Below are 23,160 nucleotides of genomic sequence, written 5' to 3'. Positions count from 1 at the left end.
CCGCAGTGCGGGCTATCGCCAGTTCTCAACCTCAAGCGATGGCACTCGGGAGAATTCATCGTCGTTGGCCGTCACGAGGACCACATCCTCGCGCAATGCCTGAGCCGCGATCCATAAGTCATTGGGGCCGATAACTCGTCCTTGACTTTGCAGGGCCGCTCGAATTTCCGCGTAGATCTCTGCAGTTCGTTCATCCACACCGATCCTCGGCCAGCCCGCCAAGAACGTGTCGATGGATTGTCGCGCTCGAATAGGGTCCATCGACCGTAAAGCACCTGCATACAGTTCTCCGAGAACCACTGTGGAGACGCCTACTTGATCTCGTGTGCAGCTCGAGGCACGGTCCAGCACGTGCGGATAACTGCCCCGTTCAAGATCAATCCAGACGTTCGTGTCGAACAGATACCGCATGGTCTATCAGGACCTGTCGTCGAAGTCAGGTGAGGGTTCGAGTGGAAGGTCTTCGACTTCTTCGAGAAGTCCCCCTTCGATACCTTCTGCGGCTTGGTAGGCGCGCAGCCGGTTGAGCGCGTCACCGATTGTCTCTTCGACGGGACGGAGGAGCAGACCCTCGGGGACGTGCTCGACGGTCACTCGTTCGACGACGAGTCGGTGGGTCACCGGAATGCGGACAGCCTGACTGTTTCCGGATTTGAACACGGTGGTTTCAACGGGCTTCGTCACAACTTCCTCCTTTGGCACTATCAACACCGTCACTACGGATATAACTCCAAGTATATACGGCCGAATGGCGACACTATGCTCCAGAAACGGCACAGGCCTATGATTGCCCCGTGAACCTCCCCCATCTGATCCGCCTCATCGGCAGCGTGTTCCGCACAGACCGCCGCTTCGCCGCCGCCATCGCGGGCGTGCTGGTACTCCAGCTCGTGTCGGTGCTGGCTACGTTGTGGTTGCCGTCGCTGAATGCGGACATCATCGACAAGGGTCTCGCCCGTGGCGACATACCTTATATATGGCGCACTGGCGGGATCATGCTCATCGCCGCCCTGGTGCAGATTGTCACGGCGGTGGGGGTGATGTGGTTGGCGGCGTGGGCGTCGACAAGCGTGGCGCGTGAGCTGCGCAAGGACGTGTTCGCGCACGTCAACCGCTTTGACGCTGAGGATATGGCGGAGTTTCCGCCGGCGACGCTGATCACGCGCGGGACGAACGACGTCTACCAGATTCAGGTCGCGATGCAGCTCACACTGGGCATGCTCGCGACCGCGCCGATCATGGCGATCGGCGGTGTGGTCATGGCGTTGCGGCAGGACGCTGGCTTGTCATGGCTGGTCGCGGTCGCAGTGGCGATTCTCGCGGTGGTGGTCACGGCAGTCGTTGCGCTGCTGTTGCCGCTGTTCACGCAGATGCAAGAGCGCCTCGATGCCGTCAACGCTGTCCTGCGCGAGCAGATCAGCGGCATTCGTGTGGTGCGCGCGTTCGGCCGCGAAGACTTTGAAACGCAACGCTTCGCCGAGGCCAACGCGGACATCACGCGGGTGAGCCTGAACGTCGGGCGTGTGTTCGTGACCCTGTTTCCTGTGGTCATGCTGATCCTCAACGCCGCGATCGCCGCGTTGATGTGGTTCGGCGGTCAACGCATCGACGCAGGCCTGATGCAGATCGGTTCGTTGACGGCATTCATGCAGTACATGCTGCAGATTCTCATTGCGGTGGTCATGGGCGCGGCGATGATCATTCCGCTGCCCCGCGCGTTCGTGTGCGCACGCCGTGTTGCGGAAGTCTTGGCGCACTCGCCCTCGCTTATCGACGCCCCAACCACCCCGACCACTGACCCCACCGTCACATTCGACCGCGTCACCTACTGCTACCCCGGCGCGGATGCCCCGGTCCTGGAGGGCGTCTCTTTCGAGGCCCGCCCAGGCACGACGACGGCCGTGATCGGGTCGACTGGAGCGGGAAAGACGACGCTGCTGTCCCTGATCCCACGGCTGCGCGCACCCAGCTCCGGCGTGGTGTCGCTTGGCGGCGTGCCCACCACGGAGCTGAGCCGCGAATACCTGACCAGCACCGTGTCGATGGTTCCGCAGAAGCCGTACCTGTTTTCCGGCATGGTGGCGACGAACCTGCGTTTCGGCAACCCGGACGCCACTGATGAGGAACTGTGGGCGGCGTTGCGCGTCGCTCAGGCGGACTTCGTCGAGGACTTGGGCATGCCGATCTCCCAAGGCGGCACGAATGTCTCGGGCGGGCAGCGCCAGCGTCTGTGCATCGCGCGCATGTTCGTAGCAAATCCGAAGGTGCTGCTTTTCGACGACTCTTTCTCCGCCCTTGACCCCATCACCGAATCCAACCTGCAGGCGGCCATGGCCGAATACACGGCCGGTGCGGTGACCATTCTCGTGGCGCAGAAGGTCAGCTCGATTGTCGACGCCGACCAGATCCTGGTCATGGAAGCCGGCCGGATTGTGGACCGCGGTACCCACGAATCCCTGCTGGCCAACTCACCGACGTACCAAGAGATCGTTGCGTCCCAGGAAGGAGTGGACGCATGAGTGCCAAGACAGACTTGACCGACGAAGAGTTCCTGGAGTTGGAGGAAAAGACCGGGGAGGCGGGACGCAGACAAGCAAAAGCGTTCTGGCCCTTTGCCTGGCGGATGCTGAAGCTCATGGGGCCGCTCAAGCTGGCGTTCGGTGCCGGCGTGGTGCTCAATGTGGTCTCGGTGCTGCTCATGGTGGCCGGGCCGGCGGTGCTGGGCATAGCCATCGACGTGATCGCGCGCGGCGACATGGAGCGGCTGAGCGACGTTGTGATGTGGCTGCTGGTCATCTACACCGGCGCATCGTTCGCGGACTGGGCCTCAGGCGCGGTGATCAACCGGGCCGTCATGCGGGCGGTGTACGACCTGCGCGCGTCGATCGAGGCGAAAGTTCATGACCTGCCGTTGAGCTACTTCGACACCCGGCAGCGCGGCGACCTGCTGTCGCGCACGACGAACGACGTGGACAACGTGCAGCAAGCCCTGCAACAGGCGATGGGGCACTTGATTCACTCGGCGATCATGCTCACCGGCATCGTGGTGATGATGTTCTCCATCTCCTGGGAGCTCGCCCTCGTCGCTCTCATCGCTGTGCCGCTGTCAGGACTGGTCATCGCCGTGCTGGGAACGCGCTCGCAAAAGCAGTTCAGTCAGCAATGGCGCTCTACCGGCGCGCTGAACGGTCACGTCGAGGAAGCGTTCACCGGCCACGAGGTCGCGCTCATCTTCGGTCGCACCGACGAGATGGAGAATGAATTCGATCGCCGCAACGCCGAGCTGTTCGGCTCCGCGTTCAAGGCGCAGTTCCTCTCGGGCACGATCTTCCCGACCATGCAGTTCATCACCTACCTGTCGTATGTGGTCATCGCGGTCGTCGGTGCTCTGCGCGTGGCTGGCGGGCACATCACGCTGGGCTCGGCGGTGGCGTTCATCCAGTATTCGCGCCAGCTCAACCAGCCGCTCGGTGAGCTCGGCGGGATGTTGCAAATGCTGCAGTCCGGTGTCGCATCGGCCGAGCGCATCTTCGAGTTCCTCGACGCGCCCGCGCAGAGCACCGACGCCAACGGCATCCTTGCCACACCCGCGCGCGGACTCGTCGAATTCGACGACGTTTCCTTCAGCTACTCCCCCGACACGCCACTTATCGAAGACCTGACCCTGCGCGTCGAACCGGGGCAGACCGCCGCGATCGTCGGCCCCACGGGCGCCGGAAAAACGACACTGGTCAACCTGCTCATGCGGTTCTACGACATCGATAGGGGTGAGATCCGGCTCGATGGCGTCGATACGCGAAGCGTCCCTCGTGCGGCCTTGCGCGGCGAGATCGGCATGGTGCTGCAGGACGCTGTGCTGTTCAAAGGCACCATCATGGAGAACATTCGCTACGGGCATCTTGACGCCACCGACGAGGAGGTCATCGCCGCCGCGCGCGCCACGTACGTCGACCGCTTCGTGCGCACGCTTGCCGACGGCTACGACACGGTCGTCGACCTGGATTCCGGCGCCATCTCTGCCGGTGAGCGACAGTTGATCACTATTGCTCGAGCGTTTCTTGCTCAGCCGTCGGTGCTCATCCTCGATGAAGCAACGTCGTCCGTGGACACCCGCACCGAGGTTCTCGTGCAGGAAGCGATGGGGTCGTTGCGCTCTGGGCGCACCGCGTTCGTTATTGCTCACCGCTTATCGACGATCCGCGACGCCGACACCATCCTGGTCATGGAGGCCGGCCGCATCGTCGAACAGGGCTCCCACGACGAGCTGATGGCGCGCCGCGGGGTGTACTGGCGTATGCAGCAACCAGACGGAGCTGCGGGCGACTTCTAGTTCAACAAGCGTTCATCTTCTGTTACTCGCCTGTCCAGTTCCTTAGATTAGCCTGACGAGCGCCCATATTCGCCCCTAATTAGAAGTGAGCGCTAATGAGTAAAAAGGGACTCCCCCGCGATCCAGCTGGTGAGCACGATCTGCCCGACGAGGCAGACGTGCGCGTCATCGACCGGAACGTGAAAGATTCTGAGCCGGTCGATGTCGACGGCAAGAACACCACGACCACTGATTCCTCCGATACCGACTCCTCCGATATCGATGACGACATCGAAGACAAGGCCGAGGAAAACGACCCGCTCGGTTTCCTCCCGTTTGAAGGCACCGCAAAGCAGGTAGCTAACTGGGTCGCCGTCTTCCTCGGCATCTGGCTGCTCCTCAACGGCGTCGGCATGATCGGTGACGGCTTCAAGATGGTCGCCGGCGACCAGGCTAAAGAGCTGTTCTCCTTCGCTGAGAACCCGTTCGTGGGTCTGGCCATCGGTATCGTCTCCACGGCGATCATCCAGTCTTCCTCTACCACCACTTCCATCGTGGTGGGCATGATCGCCGGTGGTCTGCCGCTGAACATCGCCATCCCGATGCTCTTCGGTGCCAACATGGGTACCTCGGTCACCTCGACCCTGGTCGCCCTGGGTCTGGCCGGTAACAAGAAGCAGTTCAAGAACGGTTTCTCCATGGCGACCGTGCACGACTTCTTCAACCTGATCGCCATCGGCGTCTTCTTCCCGCTGGAGATCCTCACCGGATTCTTAGGCAAGACCGCAACTGCCATCGCACCGTCGTTGGCCGGTGGCGGCGACAGCATCATCTCGAAGGGCTTCGAGGCCTTCGGTGACTTCATTGACATGATCACAGAGCCGCTCGTTGAGCTGGTCAGCAGCCTCGTCGAGCCACTCGGTGACATGTGGGGCGGCATTATTCTCGCCCTGATCGGTGTCGCTCTGATTCTGGTGTCCATCCAGTTCATCGGTAAGGTCCTCAACGCTCTGCTGGTGGGCAAGGCCCAGGACATCCTCTACGCCGCACTGGGTAAGAACGCTTTCATCGGTGCGCTCTCCGGCGCCCTGATCACCGCGCTGGTTCAGTCTTCCTCCACCACCACCGCCCTGACGGTTCCACTGGCTGCGTCCGGCAAGTTCGAAGTGCGCACCCTGTTCCCGTTCGTGGTCGGTGCGAACATCGGTACGACCTTCACCGGCCTCATCGCTGCGTTCTCCGCATCCGGTGCAGAAGCAGAGGCAGCAATGTCCGGTGCGCTGGTGCACATGCTGTTCAACCTCTTCTCCGCGATTCTCATCTTGAGTATCCCGTTCCTGCGCAACATCCCCCCGCGCTGCTCGGACTGGCTCGCTGGCCTGGCCGAGAAGAACAAGCTCTACGTCTTCATCTACATCGGTGGCGTGTTCTTCGCTATCCCGCTGCTAGCCGTCTTCATTTCCAACACTTTGATGTAAGGAGTCTTCAATGACTAACCCGAACGAGACCCCCGACCTGTCCCCGATGGCTCAGGAGCTCATCCAGAACGAGGCTCCGGATGAGGCACTGCAAGCCCTGCTCGAGGAGCTCGAAGAGACCGCAGAAGAGCTGCGCGTCGAGCTCAACGCCCGCGGCCGCAACGCGGACCGTCTAGCCGCTGACCAGGAGGGTGAGGCTGCTGCTGCAACCGGAGAGGGCACCCGCAAGCACAAGAAGATCAACCCGAACGTCACGCCTGAACAGCAGGCTGAGCTCGACGAGAACTTCGCCAAGTACTGGAGCAACTCCCAGGGTTCCTGGAAGAACCTCTTCCGCCTGCTGCGCGAGTTCCGTGCTGAGATGCAGGAGGGCAAGACCAATGGCTAAAGCCCGCAAGTCCATCACCGCAGCCATCCTGGCGGGCATGACCGTCCTCGCAGTCGGCTGCTCCTCTGACAGCGGCTCGAACGGCAGCTCCGGCAACAGCAACTCTGGCGGCGACAACGGCAGCGAGACCAACGCTGCCGCTGGGGGCCCGATCAAGACCACCGGTTCCGCCACCATCGAGCCGATCACCTCCTACATGGCGAACCGCTACGACTTCGATGTCGACGTAGAGGCCATTGGTTCGACCGACGGTTTCGAGAAGTTCTGCAACGGCGAAGCTGACATCAACGACGCCTCCACGCCTATCCCGGGTGACGGCGCAGAGGTCGACTTCCAGAAGCAGTGCGCCGACAACGACGTCGAGTACATTGAGCTGCCGATCGGTCTGGACGCCATCACCATCGTCAAACACCGCGACAACGACTTCGCGACCGACCTGACCGTCGAGCAGCTGCACGACATTTGGTCGAAGGAGTCCGAGGTGTCCAAGTGGTCCGACATCGACCCGTCCTGGCCGGACGAGGAGATCAAGCTCTACGGCCGCCCGGAGGGTTCCGGTACCCTCGGCGTGTTCGAGGACCTGGTCCTGGACGGTGACGAGATCCGCGACGACTACGAGTCCACCGACGACATCGATGAGCTGACCCAGTGGGTTGCTGATGACCCGAACGCTCTGTCCTTCATGGGCATCGGTAACTACCTCTCCGCTGAGGAAGATGCCCAGCGCATGATCGACAACGTGAAGGTCGGCGGTGTCGAACCGACCGCTGAGGAAACGAAGGACGGCAACTACCCGCTGTCCCGTCCGCTGTTCATCTACGTGAGCAAGAAGTCGGCCGAGCGCGAGGACGTGGACAAGTTCGTCACCACCTACCTCGAGCACGCTGAGGCTGTCATGCCACGCGTGTACTTCTACCAGCTCCCGGAAGAGGACTACGAAGGCGCCCAGAAGCGCTACGCTGACCGCAAGACCGGCGCAGACGAGCGCTGGCAAGCATAAACCCGGACTAGCTGGCAAGCAGCCCGGCCCGGCCGCAACTAAGAGGGTTTGACTCCGATTCTGAATCGGGGGTCAGACCCTCTTAGTCATTCTTCACAGTCGAAGCAGTTGGGAGCTGCAGTTTCTGTTACCAGCCGGGTGTGCCCGGACCCTGGTACGGCGGCTGCTGGTACGGCTGGCCCGGGTAGGGCTGGCTAGGATACGGCTGGCTCGGGTAAGGCGCCGGATACGGGGAATCAGGGTATGCAGACGGGTACGGGTGGGCCGGATAAGCCGGGTAGGAACCAGCCGGGTACATGGGATCGCCGTAGGGCGGCTGCATCCCGCGCGCGACGCCGTACGTGGGGACGTAAGGGTAGTCGGAGCGGATCAGCTGGTAAATGCGGGCAAATGCCAAAGACTCGGCCGGGTAGGTGACAAACAGCGACAGGTTGAGCGTGAACAAGGAAAGCACCGAGTTGATGATGCGCAGCAGAGTGATCGACCCCAGAACCGTCCAGTAGCACCCTTTGAGGTCCTTGAAGACCCGGCCAAAGGCCTCGAATGGGTTCGCTGCCCTATCGATGACGTACACCGGCACCAGAACGACCACCGGGTACACCAGGAACGCGAGCACTACAGCAGCAATGCCGAGGAGAACGGTGAAGGCCGGGTGGACGTCGAAAAGCAGGGCCGCTCCGGCGATAGGCAGACCGACAACGATCACCCCGAAACAGGCGGTCAAGAAGTACGCCACCACCGCCCCGATGATCGGCAAACCAGTGAATGCGTTGGACCAGCGGGCTCCTTCGCCGGCGACATCGCGGAGAGCAACGCGGGTGCGTGCGACCTGCCACCACAACCAGATGAAGCCGAGAACAGCGACGAAAACGAGCGCCTTAATGAGGTCTTCGTTGGTCACGATCTCCTCGTCGGAGAGAACCCCCGTGACCCCACCCATGATCAACGTGGCGATGACAATAGCCGTGAAGATGAGGTTGATCCCGGCGTAGACGAGAAAATTGTCGAATACCCGCTTGAACCCGAACCCGATCGGCTCGGTGACTGTCACCGTGGTCATCTTGGCTCCTTCATACCTGCTGCTAAGAGATGAAAAGCGTGCCGCCCAGCACCATTGTTAGATGCAGGCGGCACGCTGAGGGTTACACCGGGTGAGCTTTAGTACATGCTCATGTAGCCGTTGGGGGACTCAGGGTGCTGCGGGCCAGCCTGGTTGGGCTGGTCGCGGTGTGCGCTGATCCAGCGGTAGATGAAGACGTAGGCGAGGGCCTGGAGCGCTGGAAGAGCGAACATGCCGAACCCGATCGTTACGATTGCGAATGCACTGCAAGCGATGCTGATGAGGAAGAGTGAAACCACGATCAGCAGGAAATGGGGCTTAGCATCCTGCCACGCCATCTTGAAGGCACCGACGGCGTTGGTGCGGCCGTCGTACACGTAGAACGGCGCCAGGTTGAGAACTGGAGCAGCGGCGATCATTGCTGCGATCATGAGCAGGAAGACGATGATGCCCAGCGCGACGTGTACCTCAGATAAGAAGATCATGAGCAGCGCGAAGACGACATAGATCACAAACACAGCCAATCCGAGAAGGACGTGGACCAAGATGACCTGGCCCCATCGGATGTTCTTGAACAGGTTGCCCCAGCTCGGTTCTTCACCGCGGCTGTCGCGCAATGCAGTGTTGTACAGCACGATGTACATCACGAACATGATGGCTATCATGACCAGGTACCCGGCGATGATCCCGAAGGGATGCTCCTCCGCCAGGTTGTAGTTCGGGCTGCCAGCATTGGGGTCGTTGGTCGCCGCCGCGATCACCGGAACAATGATGAGGAGCAGCGCAACGATCGAGGCGATCATCATCAGCACCGTGAAGCCGATGTATACGTGCCAGTTCTTGCTGAACAGGCGCTTGAACGCGAACGGAATAGACTCGACGATCGGCAGCGAGCCGCCGGTGGGCTGCAGCGGGCGGCCCGACTCGGAAGCGTTCGGGTCATTCTCCGGGTGCTGGAAACCCGGCCCCGGAGCATAGGCCTGACCGTAGGAGTTCTGTCCGTAACCGTCCTGACCCGGTGTCTGCCCGTAGGCGCCGTAGCCGGAGCCAGACTGGTCGTAGCCCGAGCCGGACTGACCGTAGCCGTTCTGGCCAGACTGACCGTAGGTGGAGTCACCGTAGCCGGAGTTCGAGGTGGAACCGAACTGGTCGGAGCCGGACTGACCGTAAGCGCTGGAGCCACCCTGGCCATAGGAGCCCTCTCCGTAGGCGCTAGAGCCGCCCTGGCCATAGCTGCTCTGGCCATAGGAGCTGGAGCCGGACTGGCCGTAGCCTCCCTGCCCGTAGGAGGTGGAACCGGTCGAGTCAGCGGGGTTCTGGTTGTTGGAATTGCTGCTGTTGTTTCCGTAGCCGCCGCCGAAAGGATTGTTGTCCTGACCGCCGAACGGGTTATTTGGATCATTGGGGTTGGTCATAAGGGCTATCATATTGTGTTGGCGAAAATATGCGAGTTCAAGCGAAGCATTGTTCAGCCATTATTCAGATTGCACCAAGGGGGTAGACAGCGCTTAACGTGCCCCGTTGCATGAACACGCCGCCGCGAGATGAACCGGGTTTAAGATGGATGGCGTGAGTAATCAGCCGTACCCTAAGCCCCCGGCCCGCGACCTTCGCCTGTCTGACGCGGAGCGTGCGGACGCGTTGGCCCAGCTGACCTACGCGTACGGCGAGGGCCGCTTGGATCCGGAGGAGTACGACAAGCGGTGCGATGCCGCTACCCAGGCCGCCACCCACCGTGACCTGGAACCGCTGTTCCGGGACCTCCCCACGCAGCAGCAGTCTCAGGAGATAGAGGCATACCAGCAGTACCAGCCGGCGCACGGCCAGGAACTCGACGTCTATACCCGCCACGAGATTGCGACTGCCCGCAAGAGTGGCCAGAACATCCGCCTCGGCATGTTCGGCCTGGGCACGCTGCTGTCGCTCAGCGGCGGCATCGTGCTGGCGGAAACTGTCGCACCGTTATGGGCGATGATGCCAGTCTTCATTGTTCCGACGCTGTTCATCCTCCTCTACATCATGAAGGTCGGCCCGGATAGCTGGTACACCCCAAGTCCGGCACAGCTTGAGCGCAAGCGACTCAGGGATATGAGGACGGCCCGCCGGCTGGAGGAGGAACGTCGTAAAGCTTTGCGTGCAGCGCAGCGCGACCAGCTCACTGGCGACGTGATGGGCTACGCGCAAGACACGATTAACCGCTTCAAGCGGTGAAAACCGCGGCGAATTCTCAATAGAATGGCCCCATGAGCGACGACACCAATGAGAACCCCCAGCGCAAGCCTTTGAAGAAACACCGCCATTTTGATCAGGCGGACAAGCTCAAGAACGTGGCCTATGACCTGCGTGGACCGGTCGCGGCGACGGCGGAGGAAATGGAGCGCGACGGCCACAACATCCTCAAGCTGAACACGGGCAACCCCGGCATCTTCGGTTTCGATGCTCCCGATGTGATCATGCGCGACATCATCGCCAACTTGCCGCACTCGCAGGCGTACTCGACGTCGAAGGGCATTATTCCGGCGCGGCGAGCCGTCGTCACGCGCTACGAGGAGATCGACGGTTTCCCAGAATTCGATATTGACGACGTGTACTTGGGCAACGGGGTCAGCGAGCTGATCAACATGGTCACGCAGGCATTGCTTAACGACGGAGACGAGGTCCTCATCCCGTCTCCCGATTACCCGCTGTGGACAGCGGCGACGTCGTTAAGCGGCGGCACTCCCGTGCACTACATCTGCGACGAGGAAGACGACTGGAACCCCTCGCTCGAGGACATTCGCTCCAAGGTGAACGACCGCACCAAGGCGATCGTGGTGATCAACCCGAACAACCCCACGGGTGCTGTGTACTCGCGCGAGATCCTCGAGGGCATCGCGGATATCGCCCGCGAGCACGAGCTCATGGTGCTTGCCGACGAGATCTACGACCGCGTCCTGTACGACGGCGCCAAGCACATTTCCATGGCGGAGGTCGCCCCTGACCTGCTCACCTGCACCTTCAATGGCCTGTCGAAGGCGTACCGGGTGTGCGGTTACCGCGCCGGCTGGATGATGATTACCGGCCCGAAGCGCCGCGCCACCGGATTCGTCGAGGGCCTGGATCTGCTCGCCGGCACGCGCCTGTGCTCCAACGTGCCAGGCCAGCACGCGATCCAGGTCGCGCTCGGCGGCCGGCAGTCCATTTTCAGTCTCACCGGTGAAGGCGGCCGACTCAAGGAACAGCGCGACATCACCATCAAGAAGCTGCGGGAAATCCCCGGCGTCTCTGTCGTCGAACCGAAGGGTGCGCTCTACGCCTTCCCGAAGATCGACACCGAGATGTACCACATCTACGACGACGAACGCTTCATGCTCGACCTGCTCAAGAGCGAAAAGATCCTCATGGTCGGCGGCTCCGGCTTCAACTACCCCAAACCGGACCACTTCCGCGTGGTCACGCTGCCGTGGGCGTCCCAGCTGGAGAACGCCATAGAACGGCTGGGCAACTTCCTCAGCGACTACCACCAGCACTAAGGAGCGTGGGGGCTAGGGGGCACCGATAAGCGACAACGTTTATTGCCCGCCCCCTGACCTTTATTGGCGCGTGAGACTCTTCTTGATCTGCTCCGGGTACAAGGTGATCGTCGGCATACCCAGCAAACCAAGGCCCGCAGCCAGCAGACCGAACGGCAGCAACCACAGTAGAGCATCGCGCGAGTTCCCCGACGGTTTCGGCTCAGTCGGCTTGTTCGGCGTGCCCGTATTGCTCGGCTCTTCCGGCTCCTCCGTTTTCGGGTAGGAAGCCTGGATAGTGAACTTGTGCTCAGAACCGTCTTTACGCTTGTAGGCGAGTTCAGCCCGGGAGATCCTACCGCCGAAGTTCGGATTCGGGAAGAAAGTGATCTCACCCGTAGCGCTGTCAATAATCCAGCGACCCTGGCCCGGAACTTTCATTTCACGCATGTCCGGGGTGATCTCCGGCTGGAGGTCGACACCGCCAACACCGGTGAACTTCAGGGAGCCTGTTTCCATCTCCGGCACGTCCACCTGCACAGAGAACGGGTTGTCCGTCGGTGCAGTGACCTTGATAACGGAATCGCTGATCTCGAGGCTGTTGCCGTCCAAGGTCGTAGTGATCGGAGCCGGCGTCAGCGTGGTAGTGACGGGATCCGGAGTCGCCGTTGCCGGTTCAGGCGTGACCGTGACGGTGGGAGAAACACGCGGCGTCACAGTCACGGTGACCGGGTTCGGGGTCACCGTCACCGGCGGCACTGCCACAGTGACGGGCGTGCCGCTGACCGTCGTGACCACGTCCGGCACCGTCGCGGTGATGGCCTCCGGAGTGGCAGTGACCGCCGTCGGTTCACCCGTGACGTTCACCGTTGTGGTGATCGGGGCAGGCGTCACCGTGACCGGGCTGGGCGAAATGGTCTCCGTCATCGGCGCGGGGAACTGCGTAATCGTTGCCTGCGGCGGGGTCGTCGTGACCGTGACCTGGTACGTCGACTTCGACGTCACGGTCGTGGTGACGGTCTTTTCAACCGTTGTCGGAACACCGCCCACGGTGGTGGGGACCGCAGTAGTCACAGTGGTCGGAACTTCGGTGGTGACCGTCTCCGTCACCGGCGGCAACGTCGTCGTGTTCGTCGCCGTAGTCTGGCCCGTCACCGACACCTGGTAGGTGGTGGATTCCTTCGCGCCGGTCTTCGTCATTGCTTCCACAGTGACGGTACCGGGGGTTCCGCGGTAGTTGTCGGCAGGCTCGAACGTGACCACGCCGGTGGTCGGGACGATAGTGTAGGTGCCCTCGTTCCTCGTCAGAACGTTGTCCGCAGCATCCGCAAGCGAGTACGCGATAGTCCAGTCGCTCGGGAAGGACGGGAACATCTCCTTGCCCGACTTCGACTTCTGCGGCTGGTTTGCATCGCCAGTGCTTGTCGACGGCGACGTCTTCACAGCCTTGTACTCACCCAGCACCGTGCCCGGCTCCGAGCGCACACCCTCAGCGTTGGCCACGGTGTAATCGACCGGGTCCGGGGTGCCGTAGAAACCGTCGACAGGCGTGAACGTGAAAACGCCCTCACGGTCAACGGACCAGGCACCCTGGTTGGGGATAGTCTTCGTTTTGCCGCTGCTGTCCGCGTCAGCACCGTCGATCTGAACGGAGCCCGGGACCATACCCCTGCCGTACTTCGGAGCCGCAGTGAGCTTCTCCCCCACCTCGCCGGTGGCGGACACAGGCCGCAGGATCATGTTCGTCGTCGACACAATCGGCCGGTAGTGACCGTCCGCAGGGCGGGGCTGGCCATTCGCAGTCTTCAGATTCGTGATGCGCACGCCGACAGCCGGAGCAGCGCCCGTGAAGGACGGTTCCGGAGTGAATGTGACCTCACCGGTGTTCTTGTTGATGCTGTACCGGCCGACATTCGCAATCTGCAGCGAAGTATCTTGCGTGACCAGCTCACCATCAGGGGTGACCAGGCCGTACGTGAACTCGCCGTACCACGACCTCGGGTAACCCGGGAACATCTTCTGGGCGGTCAGGCCCCAGTCGCCCTTACCGTTGTCCGTGGACTTCTGAGCTTTGCCCTGCTCCTCGATCGTCGTCGCCAGCGTTCCGTCCTGCACGTCGTACCGCACGGAAAGGGTAGCCCTGCCCGCGGGAACACCGTGCTCGTTCTTCGCGGTGTACTGGATCGGCGTGGGGTTGCCCACGAAACCGAGCTCAGGGGTGAAGGTCACCGAGCCGTTGCGGTTGACCTTCCACGTGCCCTCGCCGTCGACCGTCAGCTCGCGCCCGGCGTCCTGACCAGTGGCATTGATCAAGGCCACTGAGGATTTATCGATCGCCGCCTGCCCGCTGGACTGCGCGAAATCAGGATTCAGCGTGACGTCGCGTCCGGCCAGTTCATTCGCTTCCGCGTTGTTCAGGCCGACCGTCGGCTTGACGACGTTCGGCGTGTAAAGGGTGGTGACCTCCGCATACGAAGCATTATTCGGGTTGATTGTGTGCGCCGGCCGAGTCTGCCCGTACGCCATGACGCGGCGGTTCTTCCCGATCGTATTCGTGGTCATGTTGCTGACGACGACGCGCACCGGTGCCGCCGACTTCTGCGTGATGTTCGCATCCTTGACCTCGGCATCCGAGAAGAAGATCGGGCTCGGCGTGAAGGAGACCTCACCAGTGTCCGGATTGATCGAGTACTTACCTTCGCTGGTGTTCAGCTCGGTGGTGACGTGGCCGAGGTAATTGGTGGCAGCGTCAGTCTTGTAGTCGAGAGCGCCGTCGACCTTGCCTGCGACTGCGTCCTGCCTATCCACCTGGAAGGCGTACTTCGGTGTGAACCCGGACCAGCCCATGCCGTCCTTCACACCGTTGAAGCCAGCAGATGCCTGGGCAGTCTGCGTGGCACCGAAGGCGCCCGTGGATGTCAGATCCGTCGTGCCTTTGCCCGGCAGGTCAACGGTGGCGTAGTGGTACTCCTTTTTGAGCTTCGATTTAAAGGGATCGATCTGGATCGGCAGCGGCGGGGCGTAACCGATGTACCCCGGAGCGGGAGTCCAGTTGACGGAGAACACTTCATTGAATTCGGAGGTGTATGACCACTCGCCCAGCGGAGTTGCAAGCCTGTTGGAACCCTTGAACGGCACCGGGCGATCGAGACCAGAGAAGACGTTCTTGTAGTCCGTCTTATCTTGCTTGCTCCAGATGGTCAGCGGTACTGAGCTACCCCAGTTGCCGTACTTGCCTGTCTTAGCCTTTTCCTTCGAAATTGCATCGAGGCTTAAAAACATTCCGCTGAACTGATTTTCATTCTTTACCGCACCCCACGGCACGTTTTGCGGAGCTTGGTCGTTGTAATGCTGGCCGTTTACGGTCTGGGGTTCCGCCGAAGCAGCAGGAAGCGCGCCCCAATCGGGGGCAACTACCCGGACAGTGGACAATCCAATAATGGCGACCGTGGCGGCACTGACGGCGCGCTTGGTAACGGAAATGCGCAGGCCAGAGGGCTGCACAGAGCTAAGGGGGGTCATTGGGAGGATTCGCCTAACGTTTCTGTACTGATTAACCAACGAAAGACTACCTGCAACACAGAATGTTGTAAACAATCCTGAATAAAAATGCTTCCCCCCTCGAACGGACCTCCGTTAGAGGGTGCGGCCGAGCGCCCAGAGCTGCCAGCCTACGGCCTGCCAGGCGTCGACGGGGAGGACGTTGCGCCCGTCGATAAGCCGCTTTTCCGCAACGAGCTCACCGGCGTGAGCTGGGTCGAGCTCCTTGAAGTCCTGCCATTCGGTGGCGAGGATGACCAGCTCAGCGCCGGTGAGGGCATCATCAAGCGACGCGGCGTAATCGAGCGTCGGGAAGACCTTGCGCGCGTTGTCCATGGCCTGCGGGTCGTAGACGCGCACGGCGGCACCGGAGAGATTGAGCTGGCCGGCGACGGCAAGGGCCGGCGAGTCGCGGACATCGTCGGAGTTCGGCTTGAACGCCGCGCCGAGGACCGTGATCCGCTTGCCGATCAGTGAGCCGAGAATCTCCCGCGACAGATCGATCACGCGCTCGCGGCGGCGCATATTGATCGCGTCGACCTCGCGCAGGAACGTCAGTGCCTGATCGGCGCCGACCTCCCCGGCGCGAGCCATGAAGGCGCGAATGTCCTTCGGCAGGCAGCCGCCGCCGAAGCCCAGGCCGGCACCGAGGAACTTACGGCCAATGCGGTCGTCGTGACCAATGGCGTCGGCAAGCTGCGTGACATCCGCGCCGACATTCTCGCAGACCTCTGACACGGCGTTGATGAAGCTGATCTTCGTGGCCAGGAACGCGTTCGCTGAGACTTTCACCAGCTCAGCGGTCTGCAGATCCGTGACGATGAACGGGGTGTCGTTGTTCAGCGGCTCCGCGTACACCTCGCGGGCGACAGCTTCTGCCGTCGATGTTCCTTCGTTTTGGGTGTTCACACCCAAAACGATGCGGTCCGGGGTGATCGTGTCCTGCACGGCGTAGCCCTCACGGAGGAACTCCGGGTTCCACGCGATCTCCACGCTGGCGCCCTTGCCCGCCTGCTCGGCGAGCCTGTCCGCACGCTCCTGCAGTGCCGCCGCCGTGCCGACGGGAACGGTCGACTTGCCCAGGATCACGTGGTCACCCTCAAGGTGCGGCACGAGACTATCGACGGCAGCCTCCACATAGGTCGTATCCGCCGCATAGGACCCGCGCTGCTGCGGAGTGCCCACTCCGATGAAGTGGACGTTGGCGAACTGAGCGGCTTCTTCGTAGTCCGTGGTAAAGCTCAGACGCCCATTGGAAATGTTGCGCTCCAGCACCTCCGGAAGCCCCGGCTCGAAGAACGGCACCCTGCCATTCTTCAGAGCGTCGATCTTCGCCTGGTCAACATCAATCCCCAGCACCTCGTGCCCCAGCTCCGCCATGCAGGCGGCGTGAGTTGCTCCGAGGTAACCAGTGCCAATAACAGTCATGCGCATGGGGGCCATTATGCCCACTCAGCACGCATGTAAAAGGCTTTCACGGTTAAGCCTTGTCTAATAAGTAATGAACAAAGCGACCCAGAGGCTTAGTTGACGCTTTCGTCCTCGTTCTCGTACGAGCGCGGCTCCTGACGCTGTGCCGGCTCAATGCCGTCGTTCCAGGATGCGTTCTCGTTGTAGCCCTCCGCCTTATCGACGGTACGGACAGCCGGGTTCGTACCGTCCTCGTTCACCGTGTCCGGGTGGGTGAAGTCCTTCTCTTCGCCGTTGTCGCGGGTCTCGCTGTTGTTGTCGCGGCGGCGCTCCTGGCACTGCTGGCACGCGCAGTCGCCGTGGTCCGGAACACCACCCTCATTGCGGTGCGCGCCCTCATTGCGGTGCGCGCCCTGCTCACCGGCGTGGCCATGGCAGTGGCACTCACCGGGAGGGCAGTCGCAGGTCTTGTGGTGGCCGCAAGTGCAGCCTTCACCGTGGTTACCGCAGGTGCAGCCCTGGCCATCCGCGTGAACGTCCTTCACGCCCAGGTCAACCGGCTCGGACTTGACCACGCGGCCGTCGTCAAGCGTGCGCTCGTCGCGCAGGTGCGTGTCCACGCTGCCGTCGCGCCGCACACCGTGCTCCTCAGTGGAGGTGTCACGTGCAGAGTCGTGCAGGTCCTCGTTGCGGCGATCAGTGTCGGCGTAGCTACGGTCCGGTGCGTTATCTGCGTTGTCAATGTCACCGGTGCGGTTCTCGGAATCGAATGGGCTGGTCATGATGTCACTCCTAAATGTTGGTTCATCCGGTTTCCCCTAGCGAAAATGTTTTTCGTTGGTGAAAACCTCTTGAAAACCACGGTAGTGACAGATTGACCTCCGCGCTGTGACGGAGGCCCGCTGTGACCAAATTGTGAGGTTATGCGAACCCCTAGGGGGTTAAACGACAAAAAGTGTGTCCGGAATCGCCGGTTTCCGGGGCTTAACCACGAGGTTTCAGGAAAATATATGCTTCTGGGGCATATATCTGGCTTCCTGACGGCAAATCCACGGAGGGGCTAGCGCTGTGTGCTATGTACGCCGTGGTGTGGTGGCGCAATGCCAAAGAACCAACCACGCTGCTACTGCGGCGGCGAGATGAAACGCAACGGCACCACCAGCAAAGGCACCACCAGATGGCGGTGCAAACAATGCGGCGCATCCAGCGTGAAGCACCGCGGCGACATCACCAATGCAGCGGTGTTTACCGCCTTCATTGATCATCTCACCACCGGCACCAGTCTCGATGCTGTTGCCCACCGCGTGGGATGTTCGCCCCGTACGCTGCAACGCCGGTTCGAACCGTTCTGGCTCATTGATGTGCCCGACCCCACCAATGCACATTGTGGAAGAGTTTACGACCAGGTGTTTTTAGACGGCACCTACACCGCCGGCGGCTGTTTGATCGTCGCTGCCACCATCGATCACGTCATTGCCTGGCACTGGTGCAAACACGAAACCACCCGCGACTACCAGCGACTGCTCGAACGCATCGAAGCGCCACTGATCGCTGTGATCGACGGCGGCCAAGGAGCCTTTAGCGCGATTAGAAAGTGCTGGCCGACCACGAAAATTCAACGCTGCCTCGTCCACGCCCAACGCGTCGTGCGACGCTACACCACCTCACGCCCGCGCACAGATGCTGGGCGCACCATCTACCAACTTGCGCTGAAACTGACTCGGATCACCACCTTGGATGGAGCAGCAAAATGGGGCGCGCAACTGCACGAATTCTCTACGATCTACCAAGCCTGGATGGACGAGAAAACCACGGTCAAAGACCCCAAAACCGGTACGTGGACTCGCGTGTGGACACACCACAACGTGCGCAAGGCCTACAACAGTCTCAACCACCTCTGGCGGTCCGACCTGCTGTTTGTCTACCTCAAGCCCCCAGAAACAGTCCTTGATCCTGACCGGATCAAATCCACCACAAACAGTCTGGAAGGCGGTATCAACGCCCAGCTCAAACTGCTCGCCAGGACACACCGCGGCAGATCAGGTGAACGACAACGCCGAATGCTGGATTGGTGGCTCTACCTGAAAACGGAACTGCCTGACGATCCCGTACGAATCGCCAGGCAGTCCAACTGGGGCCAGGACCAACTCGCCAAAGTAACAACCCTGACCCACAACGAGAACCAAGCCGACCACCAAACAGGACGACCAGCCCTCTACGACAACGCTATCGACACCAACTACAACCACTCAATCGGCATCCAAAAAGGCCAGATCTAACCCCCACGACACGCCGAGCCAGACACACATTTTGTCGTTTAACCCCCCCTAGGCGCCAAACATCAAACAAGCGGCCCCAGAAGAGACCGCTTGTTTGAAATCCTATACGGGTGATTCCCGCGCTGTACTGTGGATTATAACGGTTGATCGGGCGGCACTGCAAGGGGGGGGACGTTGAAGAAACGCATAGCGGATGACGTAATAAGCCGGATCCCGGCACCCAGGTTCGCAACCTATTTGGCAGAGACCGACTCTGGGCAAGGACCAAACCCCTACACAGCCTTGGATCTCTACTTATGGAACATCGAAGCGGCGGCTGCAGTTACCAGCACGACATCGATTGTGGAAGTAGCCCTACGCGACTGCATCGACCAGCAGCTGAGGATATGGAACCAGGAAAAAATCGGCACCAAGGATTGGATTACAAAGCCAGCGGTTCCGTTATCGCACATCGTCAGGAGCACTCCACCACGCTCATGGCGCCCTACTACCAAGCGGCCCCTGTATAAATACTGGTGGGAAACCAAAGCACGTGAAAGGTGCACTAAAGATAACCCCAACCACGATGACCTAGTCGCGGCTCTATCATTCGGCACCTGGTTGCAGCTCATCCCGAAACCGCCCTCCTTAAACGGCCAGCGTTCGGGCCCTCGCGTCGACCTTTGGGAGGACGCTCTCAGCCAAGGCTTCAAAGCGTCGGCTTACCAGGCCTACACATGGGCTGAAACCTTGAGGCAAGCACGAAACCGGGCCTCGCACCTTGAACCGCTCCTCAATCTGCAGCAGCTGCGTCACTGGCACCGAGTTTCAAGCCGGCTTCTCAATAGCCTTTGGCCCGAGGCACACGTGCTAGTTAGCGGCCCAGCCCGTATACCTCGGGTAATCCAGCGCTATCCCTTGGTCACCGGAAGTTGAGGTACGCCTTCGACGGCGTCGGCCCCCGCTGGCCTTGGTACTTCGACCCGAGCTTCGACGAACCGTAAGGCGTTTCGGCCGCTGACGACATCTTGAACAGCGCGAGCTGCCCCACCTTCATGCCCGGCCACAATGTGATCGGCAGGTTGGCCACATTCGACAGTTCCAAGGTGATGTGGCCGGAAAAACCCGGATCAATGAAGCCTGCGGTGGAGTGGGTAAGCAGGCCCAGCCGGCCCAGGGAGCTTTTGCCCTCGAGGCGGCCGGCGAGGTCGTCGGGAAGCGAGAAGGTCTCCAGCGTCGCCGCGAGCACGAACTCGCCCGGGTGCAGCACGAACGGCTCGCCCTCTTCCACCTCGACCATGGTGGTCAGATCCGGCATCTCCTGTTTCGGGTCGATGTGCGTGTACCTCGAGTTGTTGAACACGCGGAACAGGTTGTCCATGCGCACGTCGATACTGCTGGGCTGGATGTTCGCCTCATCGAAGGGGTCGATACCCAGGCGGCCGTCGCTGATGGCTGTCGTGATGTCGCGGTCTGAAAGAAGCACGGCTTCATTCTAGATGCGGGCGTTTTCCGTAGGGCACGGTGGCGGTGCTACGATTGAGCCTGCTTCACATCAGGCACCATTTAACCTGGTAGAAAGCATGCCGGCGTAGTTTAGTGGTAGAACATCAGCTTCCCAAGCTGAGAGTGCGAGTTCGATTCTCGTCGCCGGCTCCACTCTCGGCCCAGGCACACGCCTGGGCCTTTCGTCGTTCTGGCGCCCGCCGCCGCACCGCGGCCGGAATACTACTGGCAAACATTAGCGCTTTTGCATGTTTCTGACCAGCACGAATCTGCGAGCAGTATTCCAGAAAAAGCCGAGCAGTATTCCGGCACCACCGAGCCGGGGTCCACCCTCCCTCCACGTGCGGTATTTAAACTAGGGGCGTGCTCTTCAACGACCCCAGCTTCGACGCCCAGCACGCGACACCTGTCCTCTACGTGCACGGCATCAACAGCCGCACCATTGCTTTTCGACGAAACGCCCGCCTGATCTCCTCCCACGGCCACTGGGTCTGGGGGTACGACTACGGCAGGATGCTCATCCCCGGTCTCGCCGGGACTGGGCGGATCGAGGACATGGTCGACGAGCTGGGCGAGAACGTCGACCACGTACTGAGTGAAACCGGAGCATCGAAGGTGAATGTAGTGGCCCACTCCCAGGGCGGGCTGCTGACCAAACTGTTCATCGCTGCCGGCGGGGCCGAACGAGTCGAGCGCGTCGTGGCCATGGGCGCCAACTTCCACGGCACCGACCTGCGCGGATACGCCGCGCGCATCAACCCCATCACGGGCCGCAACCCGAAGTTCTGGGAACGCATGGCCAGCCCCAGCGCAGTACAGCAACTCGCGGGCTCGGAATGGTCGCACGAACTCGCCACTGTGCCCGATACCAATCCGCGCGTGATGTACACCTCGCTGTACTCCCGGCGCGACCACGTGGTCACGCCTGTGGAGACCTCCATCCTCACGCCTATCGACGGCGCCGACGTGGTCAACCTGGAAATCCCCGGCGCCCCGCTGCATCCCCTCATGCCGCGCGACAGGGAAACGGCCGAGCTGACCTTGTGGGGTTTAGAGCGCGAGCCGGGTGAGACTGCGCCCAGTTAACCGGCTCTAGTCGCAGCGCACGATCGGCTGCGGGTCGTAGACAGTCGTTGTGGTTTCGCGGGAGATTTCGGACCCGCCAAGGTCGCGGACGATGCGGGTGTCGGACGTCGTAAAGCCTGGGGCTCCACCCGACGGGATGCAGCCGTCGCCTGACAACGACTGCGTTTGCGGGGATGTCTGCGCCCAGCGGCCGCCGTTGACGGACTCGACCTCGCGCGACTTCACGCCCATCATCTTCACCGTGATCTGCCCGCCACCGAACTCCGTGGCAATCTTCACCGGGTGCGGAGTGTCATTCTTGAACACCAGGTCAATCGCGCCCTCGTAGACGGTGGCCTCGCGGCCGGGCGGGTAACGGGAAATGTAGTAAGAGTGCGGCGTGTGCGCCACGTCCGTCATGCCAGCGAAGTAGCTCGCGTTGTACAAGGTCGTGGCGAACTGGGAGATGCCGCCGCCGACCGCGCGCCCGGCGCGACCCTCGATGATGATGCCGGACTCAACATAGCCCTGCGCCGTACCGCGCGGGCCGGTGAAGCCGTTGAGGGAGAACTCCTGGCCCGGGCTGACAATCACGCCGTTGACCTGTTGCGCAACGATCTTGATGTTGTGCCCCGACGCCGACTCAAACCCGCCGGTGGTGAACGAGCCGACCTCCTCGTTGAAAGTGGCCTTCTCCGCATCCTCCGTCTTGAAGGTGGCGGGGACAGCCTCGTATTTGGCCTCCCACTCACGCGGTTCGTCACCGATCACGCGTTTGTCGAAGTCCTTCATCGTCTCGTCCCACTTGATCTCGTTGCCGTCCTTGGACGGAGTGACCTCGCCGGAGGCGCTGATCGTGGCGTTTTCCATCTTGGTCACAGTGTCCTTGAGCTGCTCGGCGAAGATCTCCTGTGCTTTGGCGCCGTGGACCTCAGGGATGATCTTCTTCGCCTCGGGGTCGTTGCGGAACGTGACCACTTCACCCATCCGGTCTTTCTCGATCACCGCGTTGGTGTCCTGCTCCCCCTTGAGCGTCAGCGGGCCTTTCAGGGCTTTGTCGGCGGGGCCGTCGACGATCTGCTTGATCACATCGTCGTTAATCGCAGGCTGCGTCACCTGCGGCTCGACCTCGACACCGTCCGGGTTGAGCCACGTCAGCGACATCGCGCGCTCGAGCTCCTCACGGTTGACGTCCTGGCCATCCTTCGGGTCGGTCACCTTGACTTCGCCGCCCTCGAGGGCCACCGCACCGTCCTCCGGTTTCACGGTCAGATCGCCAGCCACGCGCTCAGCGGAACCGACCAGCTTGTCGTGGTCGATCGTGGAGACAATGTCCACCTCTTTATTGCGGAAAAACCCAGCCAGGCGGGAGACCGGGTTGAGGGACTCCACGCCGGCGTCATCCACCGTGCGCTGCCAGTCACCGCTCAGCCCCGCCTGTTCGGGGACGAACTCGGTGCTCTGCTCACCGGCGACAGCTTTAACAGGCTGGGAACTGACGCCGCCAAGCTCGTCTTCGAGTTTGCTGACGGCCGCAGCCGGCTCCATGCCGCCGATCTCCACACCGCCGACAGTCGTGCCGCGCGGGACATGCCCCCGGTTGAACGCCACGTCTGCCAGGTACAGACCCAACAGCAGCACGAGCATGCCGACGA

Annotated in this window: 18 protein-coding genes and 1 tRNA gene; 10 read left to right on the top strand and 9 right to left on the bottom strand. The window is 61.5% G+C overall.

The annotated features are described in order from the left end of the window. Positions 1–12: 12 nt before the first annotated feature. Positions 13–411, bottom strand: coding sequence for a type II toxin-antitoxin system VapC family toxin (locus tag HMPREF0291_RS11495; protein ID WP_005288206.1), 399 nt, complete (start codon positions 409–411; stop codon positions 13–15). 6 nt (positions 412–417) lie between these two features. Beyond that, positions 418–684: an antitoxin gene (locus tag HMPREF0291_RS03810; RefSeq protein ID WP_040423470.1), complete on the bottom strand. Its 267-nt coding sequence runs from the start codon at positions 682–684 to the stop codon at positions 418–420. Positions 685–794: 110 nt separating this feature from the next. Between HMPREF0291_RS03810 and HMPREF0291_RS03805 the strand changes: the two genes are divergently transcribed. From HMPREF0291_RS03805 to HMPREF0291_RS03785, 5 genes are all read left to right on the top strand, one after another. Beyond that, positions 795–2,519: an ABC transporter ATP-binding protein gene (locus tag HMPREF0291_RS03805; RefSeq protein WP_005288200.1), complete on the top strand. Its 1,725-nt coding sequence runs from the start codon at positions 795–797 to the stop codon at positions 2,517–2,519. Beyond that, positions 2,516–4,330: an ABC transporter ATP-binding protein gene (locus HMPREF0291_RS03800; RefSeq protein WP_005288197.1), complete on the top strand. Its 1,815-nt coding sequence runs from the start codon at positions 2,516–2,518 to the stop codon at positions 4,328–4,330. Before HMPREF0291_RS03805 ends, HMPREF0291_RS03800 begins: the two co-directional genes overlap by 4 nt. A gap of 95 nt (positions 4,331–4,425) precedes the next feature. Next, positions 4,426–5,787: a Na/Pi symporter gene (locus HMPREF0291_RS03795; protein ID WP_005288195.1), complete on the top strand. Its 1,362-nt coding sequence runs from the start codon at positions 4,426–4,428 to the stop codon at positions 5,785–5,787. Between the two features lie 10 nt (positions 5,788–5,797). After that, positions 5,798–6,175: a hypothetical protein gene (locus HMPREF0291_RS03790; RefSeq protein WP_005288192.1), complete on the top strand. Its 378-nt coding sequence runs from the start codon at positions 5,798–5,800 to the stop codon at positions 6,173–6,175. Continuing rightward, positions 6,168–7,175, top strand: a complete 1,008-nt coding sequence (locus tag HMPREF0291_RS03785; RefSeq protein WP_005288189.1) for a substrate-binding domain-containing protein — start codon at positions 6,168–6,170, stop codon at positions 7,173–7,175. The genes HMPREF0291_RS03790 and HMPREF0291_RS03785 overlap by 8 nt, the downstream gene beginning before the upstream one ends. A gap of 127 nt (positions 7,176–7,302) precedes the next feature. Here the strand turns inward: HMPREF0291_RS03785 and HMPREF0291_RS03780 are convergent, their stop codons facing one another. Both HMPREF0291_RS03780 and HMPREF0291_RS11220 read right to left on the bottom strand, forming a co-directional pair. Next, on the bottom strand, positions 7,303–8,235 hold the full coding sequence (locus HMPREF0291_RS03780; protein WP_005288185.1) for a DUF3824 domain-containing protein: 933 nt from the start codon (positions 8,233–8,235) through the stop codon (positions 7,303–7,305). 98 nt (positions 8,236–8,333) lie between these two features. After that, positions 8,334–9,650 carry a hypothetical protein gene (locus HMPREF0291_RS11220; RefSeq protein ID WP_050748780.1) on the bottom strand — a complete coding sequence of 439 codons (1,317 nt, stop codon included), beginning with the start codon at positions 9,648–9,650 and terminating at the stop codon, positions 8,334–8,336. 154 nt (positions 9,651–9,804) lie between these two features. On the opposite strand from HMPREF0291_RS11220, the gene HMPREF0291_RS03770 reads away from it, so the two are divergent. Together HMPREF0291_RS03770 and HMPREF0291_RS03765 are read left to right on the top strand one after the other, a co-directional pair. Next, positions 9,805–10,446 (top strand): DUF1707 SHOCT-like domain-containing protein, encoded by a 642-nt coding sequence (locus HMPREF0291_RS03770; RefSeq protein WP_198002214.1) that lies wholly within the window; start codon positions 9,805–9,807, stop codon positions 10,444–10,446. Positions 10,447–10,478: 32 nt separating this feature from the next. Next, the gene (locus tag HMPREF0291_RS03765) at positions 10,479–11,747 is read left to right on the top strand and encodes a pyridoxal phosphate-dependent aminotransferase (protein ID WP_005288176.1); all 1,269 of its coding nucleotides are present in this window, start codon (positions 10,479–10,481) and stop codon (positions 11,745–11,747) included. Positions 11,748–11,807: 60 nt separating this feature from the next. On the opposite strand, the gene HMPREF0291_RS03760 is transcribed toward HMPREF0291_RS03765, so the two are convergent. The 3 genes from HMPREF0291_RS03760 to HMPREF0291_RS03750 form a co-directional block, all read right to left on the bottom strand. Next, positions 11,808–15,248: a hypothetical protein gene (locus HMPREF0291_RS03760; RefSeq protein WP_005288172.1), complete on the bottom strand. Its 3,441-nt coding sequence runs from the start codon at positions 15,246–15,248 to the stop codon at positions 11,808–11,810. Positions 15,249–15,362: 114 nt separating this feature from the next. Next, the gene (locus HMPREF0291_RS03755; protein ID WP_040424122.1) at positions 15,363–16,700 is read right to left on the bottom strand and encodes a UDP-glucose dehydrogenase family protein; all 1,338 of its coding nucleotides are present in this window, start codon (positions 16,698–16,700) and stop codon (positions 15,363–15,365) included. Positions 16,701–16,789: 89 nt separating this feature from the next. Continuing rightward, positions 16,790–17,458: a hypothetical protein gene (locus tag HMPREF0291_RS03750; protein ID WP_005288164.1), complete on the bottom strand. Its 669-nt coding sequence runs from the start codon at positions 17,456–17,458 to the stop codon at positions 16,790–16,792. A 318-nt stretch (positions 17,459–17,776) separates the two neighbouring features. Between HMPREF0291_RS03750 and HMPREF0291_RS03745 the strand changes: the two genes are divergently transcribed. Beyond that, a complete protein-coding gene (locus tag HMPREF0291_RS03745; RefSeq protein WP_005288160.1) occupies positions 17,777–18,955 on the top strand; it encodes an IS256-like element ISCge1 family transposase in 1,179 nt (392 codons plus the stop codon). Positions 18,956–19,856: 901 nt separating this feature from the next. Here HMPREF0291_RS03745 and dcd read toward each other — a convergent pair. Beyond that, on the bottom strand, positions 19,857–20,420 hold the full coding sequence (gene dcd / locus HMPREF0291_RS03740) for a dCTP deaminase (RefSeq protein ID WP_005288157.1): 564 nt from the start codon (positions 20,418–20,420) through the stop codon (positions 19,857–19,859). A gap of 99 nt (positions 20,421–20,519) precedes the next feature. Between dcd and HMPREF0291_RS03735 the strand changes: the two genes are divergently transcribed. Further along, positions 20,520–20,593: transfer RNA gene (locus tag HMPREF0291_RS03735), tRNA-Gly, on the top strand. A 210-nt stretch (positions 20,594–20,803) separates the two neighbouring features. Next, complete coding sequence (locus tag HMPREF0291_RS03730; protein WP_005288154.1) at positions 20,804–21,526, top strand: esterase/lipase family protein; 723 nt, start codon at positions 20,804–20,806, stop codon at positions 21,524–21,526. Between the two features lie 6 nt (positions 21,527–21,532). Here HMPREF0291_RS03730 and HMPREF0291_RS03725 read toward each other — a convergent pair whose 3' ends face one another. Beyond that, positions 21,533–23,152: a VanW family protein gene (locus HMPREF0291_RS03725; protein ID WP_040424120.1), complete on the bottom strand. Its 1,620-nt coding sequence runs from the start codon at positions 23,150–23,152 to the stop codon at positions 21,533–21,535. Positions 23,153–23,160: the final 8 nt, after the last annotated feature.

It is taken from the genome of Corynebacterium genitalium ATCC 33030, from assembly GCF_000143825.1.
Taxonomy (GTDB): Bacteria; Actinomycetota; Actinomycetes; order Mycobacteriales; family Mycobacteriaceae; genus Corynebacterium; species Corynebacterium genitalium.
The sequence above is the reverse complement of the archived record's forward strand: the minus strand, read 5'-3'. Positions and strand labels throughout refer to the sequence as shown.

Coding starts and splice junctions, on each gene's coding strand:
- HMPREF0291_RS11220 (WP_050748780.1), bottom strand. CDS start 9,650: ATGACCAACCCCAATGATCCAAATAACCCGTTCGGCGGTCAGGACAAC.
- HMPREF0291_RS03745 (WP_005288160.1), top strand. CDS start 17,777: ATGCCAAAGAACCAACCACGCTGCTACTGCGGCGGCGAGATGAAACGC.
- HMPREF0291_RS11495 (WP_005288206.1), bottom strand. CDS start 411: ATGCGGTATCTGTTCGACACGAACGTCTGGATTGATCTTGAACGGGGC.
- HMPREF0291_RS03765 (WP_005288176.1), top strand. CDS start 10,479: ATGAGCGACGACACCAATGAGAACCCCCAGCGCAAGCCTTTGAAGAAA.
- HMPREF0291_RS03790 (WP_005288192.1), top strand. CDS start 5,798: ATGACTAACCCGAACGAGACCCCCGACCTGTCCCCGATGGCTCAGGAG.
- HMPREF0291_RS03780 (WP_005288185.1), bottom strand. CDS start 8,235: ATGACCACGGTGACAGTCACCGAGCCGATCGGGTTCGGGTTCAAGCGG.
- HMPREF0291_RS03755 (WP_040424122.1), bottom strand. CDS start 16,700: ATGCGCATGACTGTTATTGGCACTGGTTACCTCGGAGCAACTCACGCC.
- HMPREF0291_RS03795 (WP_005288195.1), top strand. CDS start 4,426: ATGAGTAAAAAGGGACTCCCCCGCGATCCAGCTGGTGAGCACGATCTG.
- HMPREF0291_RS03785 (WP_005288189.1), top strand. CDS start 6,168: ATGGCTAAAGCCCGCAAGTCCATCACCGCAGCCATCCTGGCGGGCATG.
- HMPREF0291_RS03800 (WP_005288197.1), top strand. CDS start 2,516: ATGAGTGCCAAGACAGACTTGACCGACGAAGAGTTCCTGGAGTTGGAG.
- HMPREF0291_RS03760 (WP_005288172.1), bottom strand. CDS start 15,248: ATGACCCCCCTTAGCTCTGTGCAGCCCTCTGGCCTGCGCATTTCCGTT.
- HMPREF0291_RS03750 (WP_005288164.1), bottom strand. CDS start 17,458: ATGACCAGCCCATTCGATTCCGAGAACCGCACCGGTGACATTGACAAC.
- HMPREF0291_RS03725 (WP_040424120.1), bottom strand. CDS start 23,152: ATGCTCGTGCTGCTGTTGGGTCTGTACCTGGCAGACGTGGCGTTCAAC.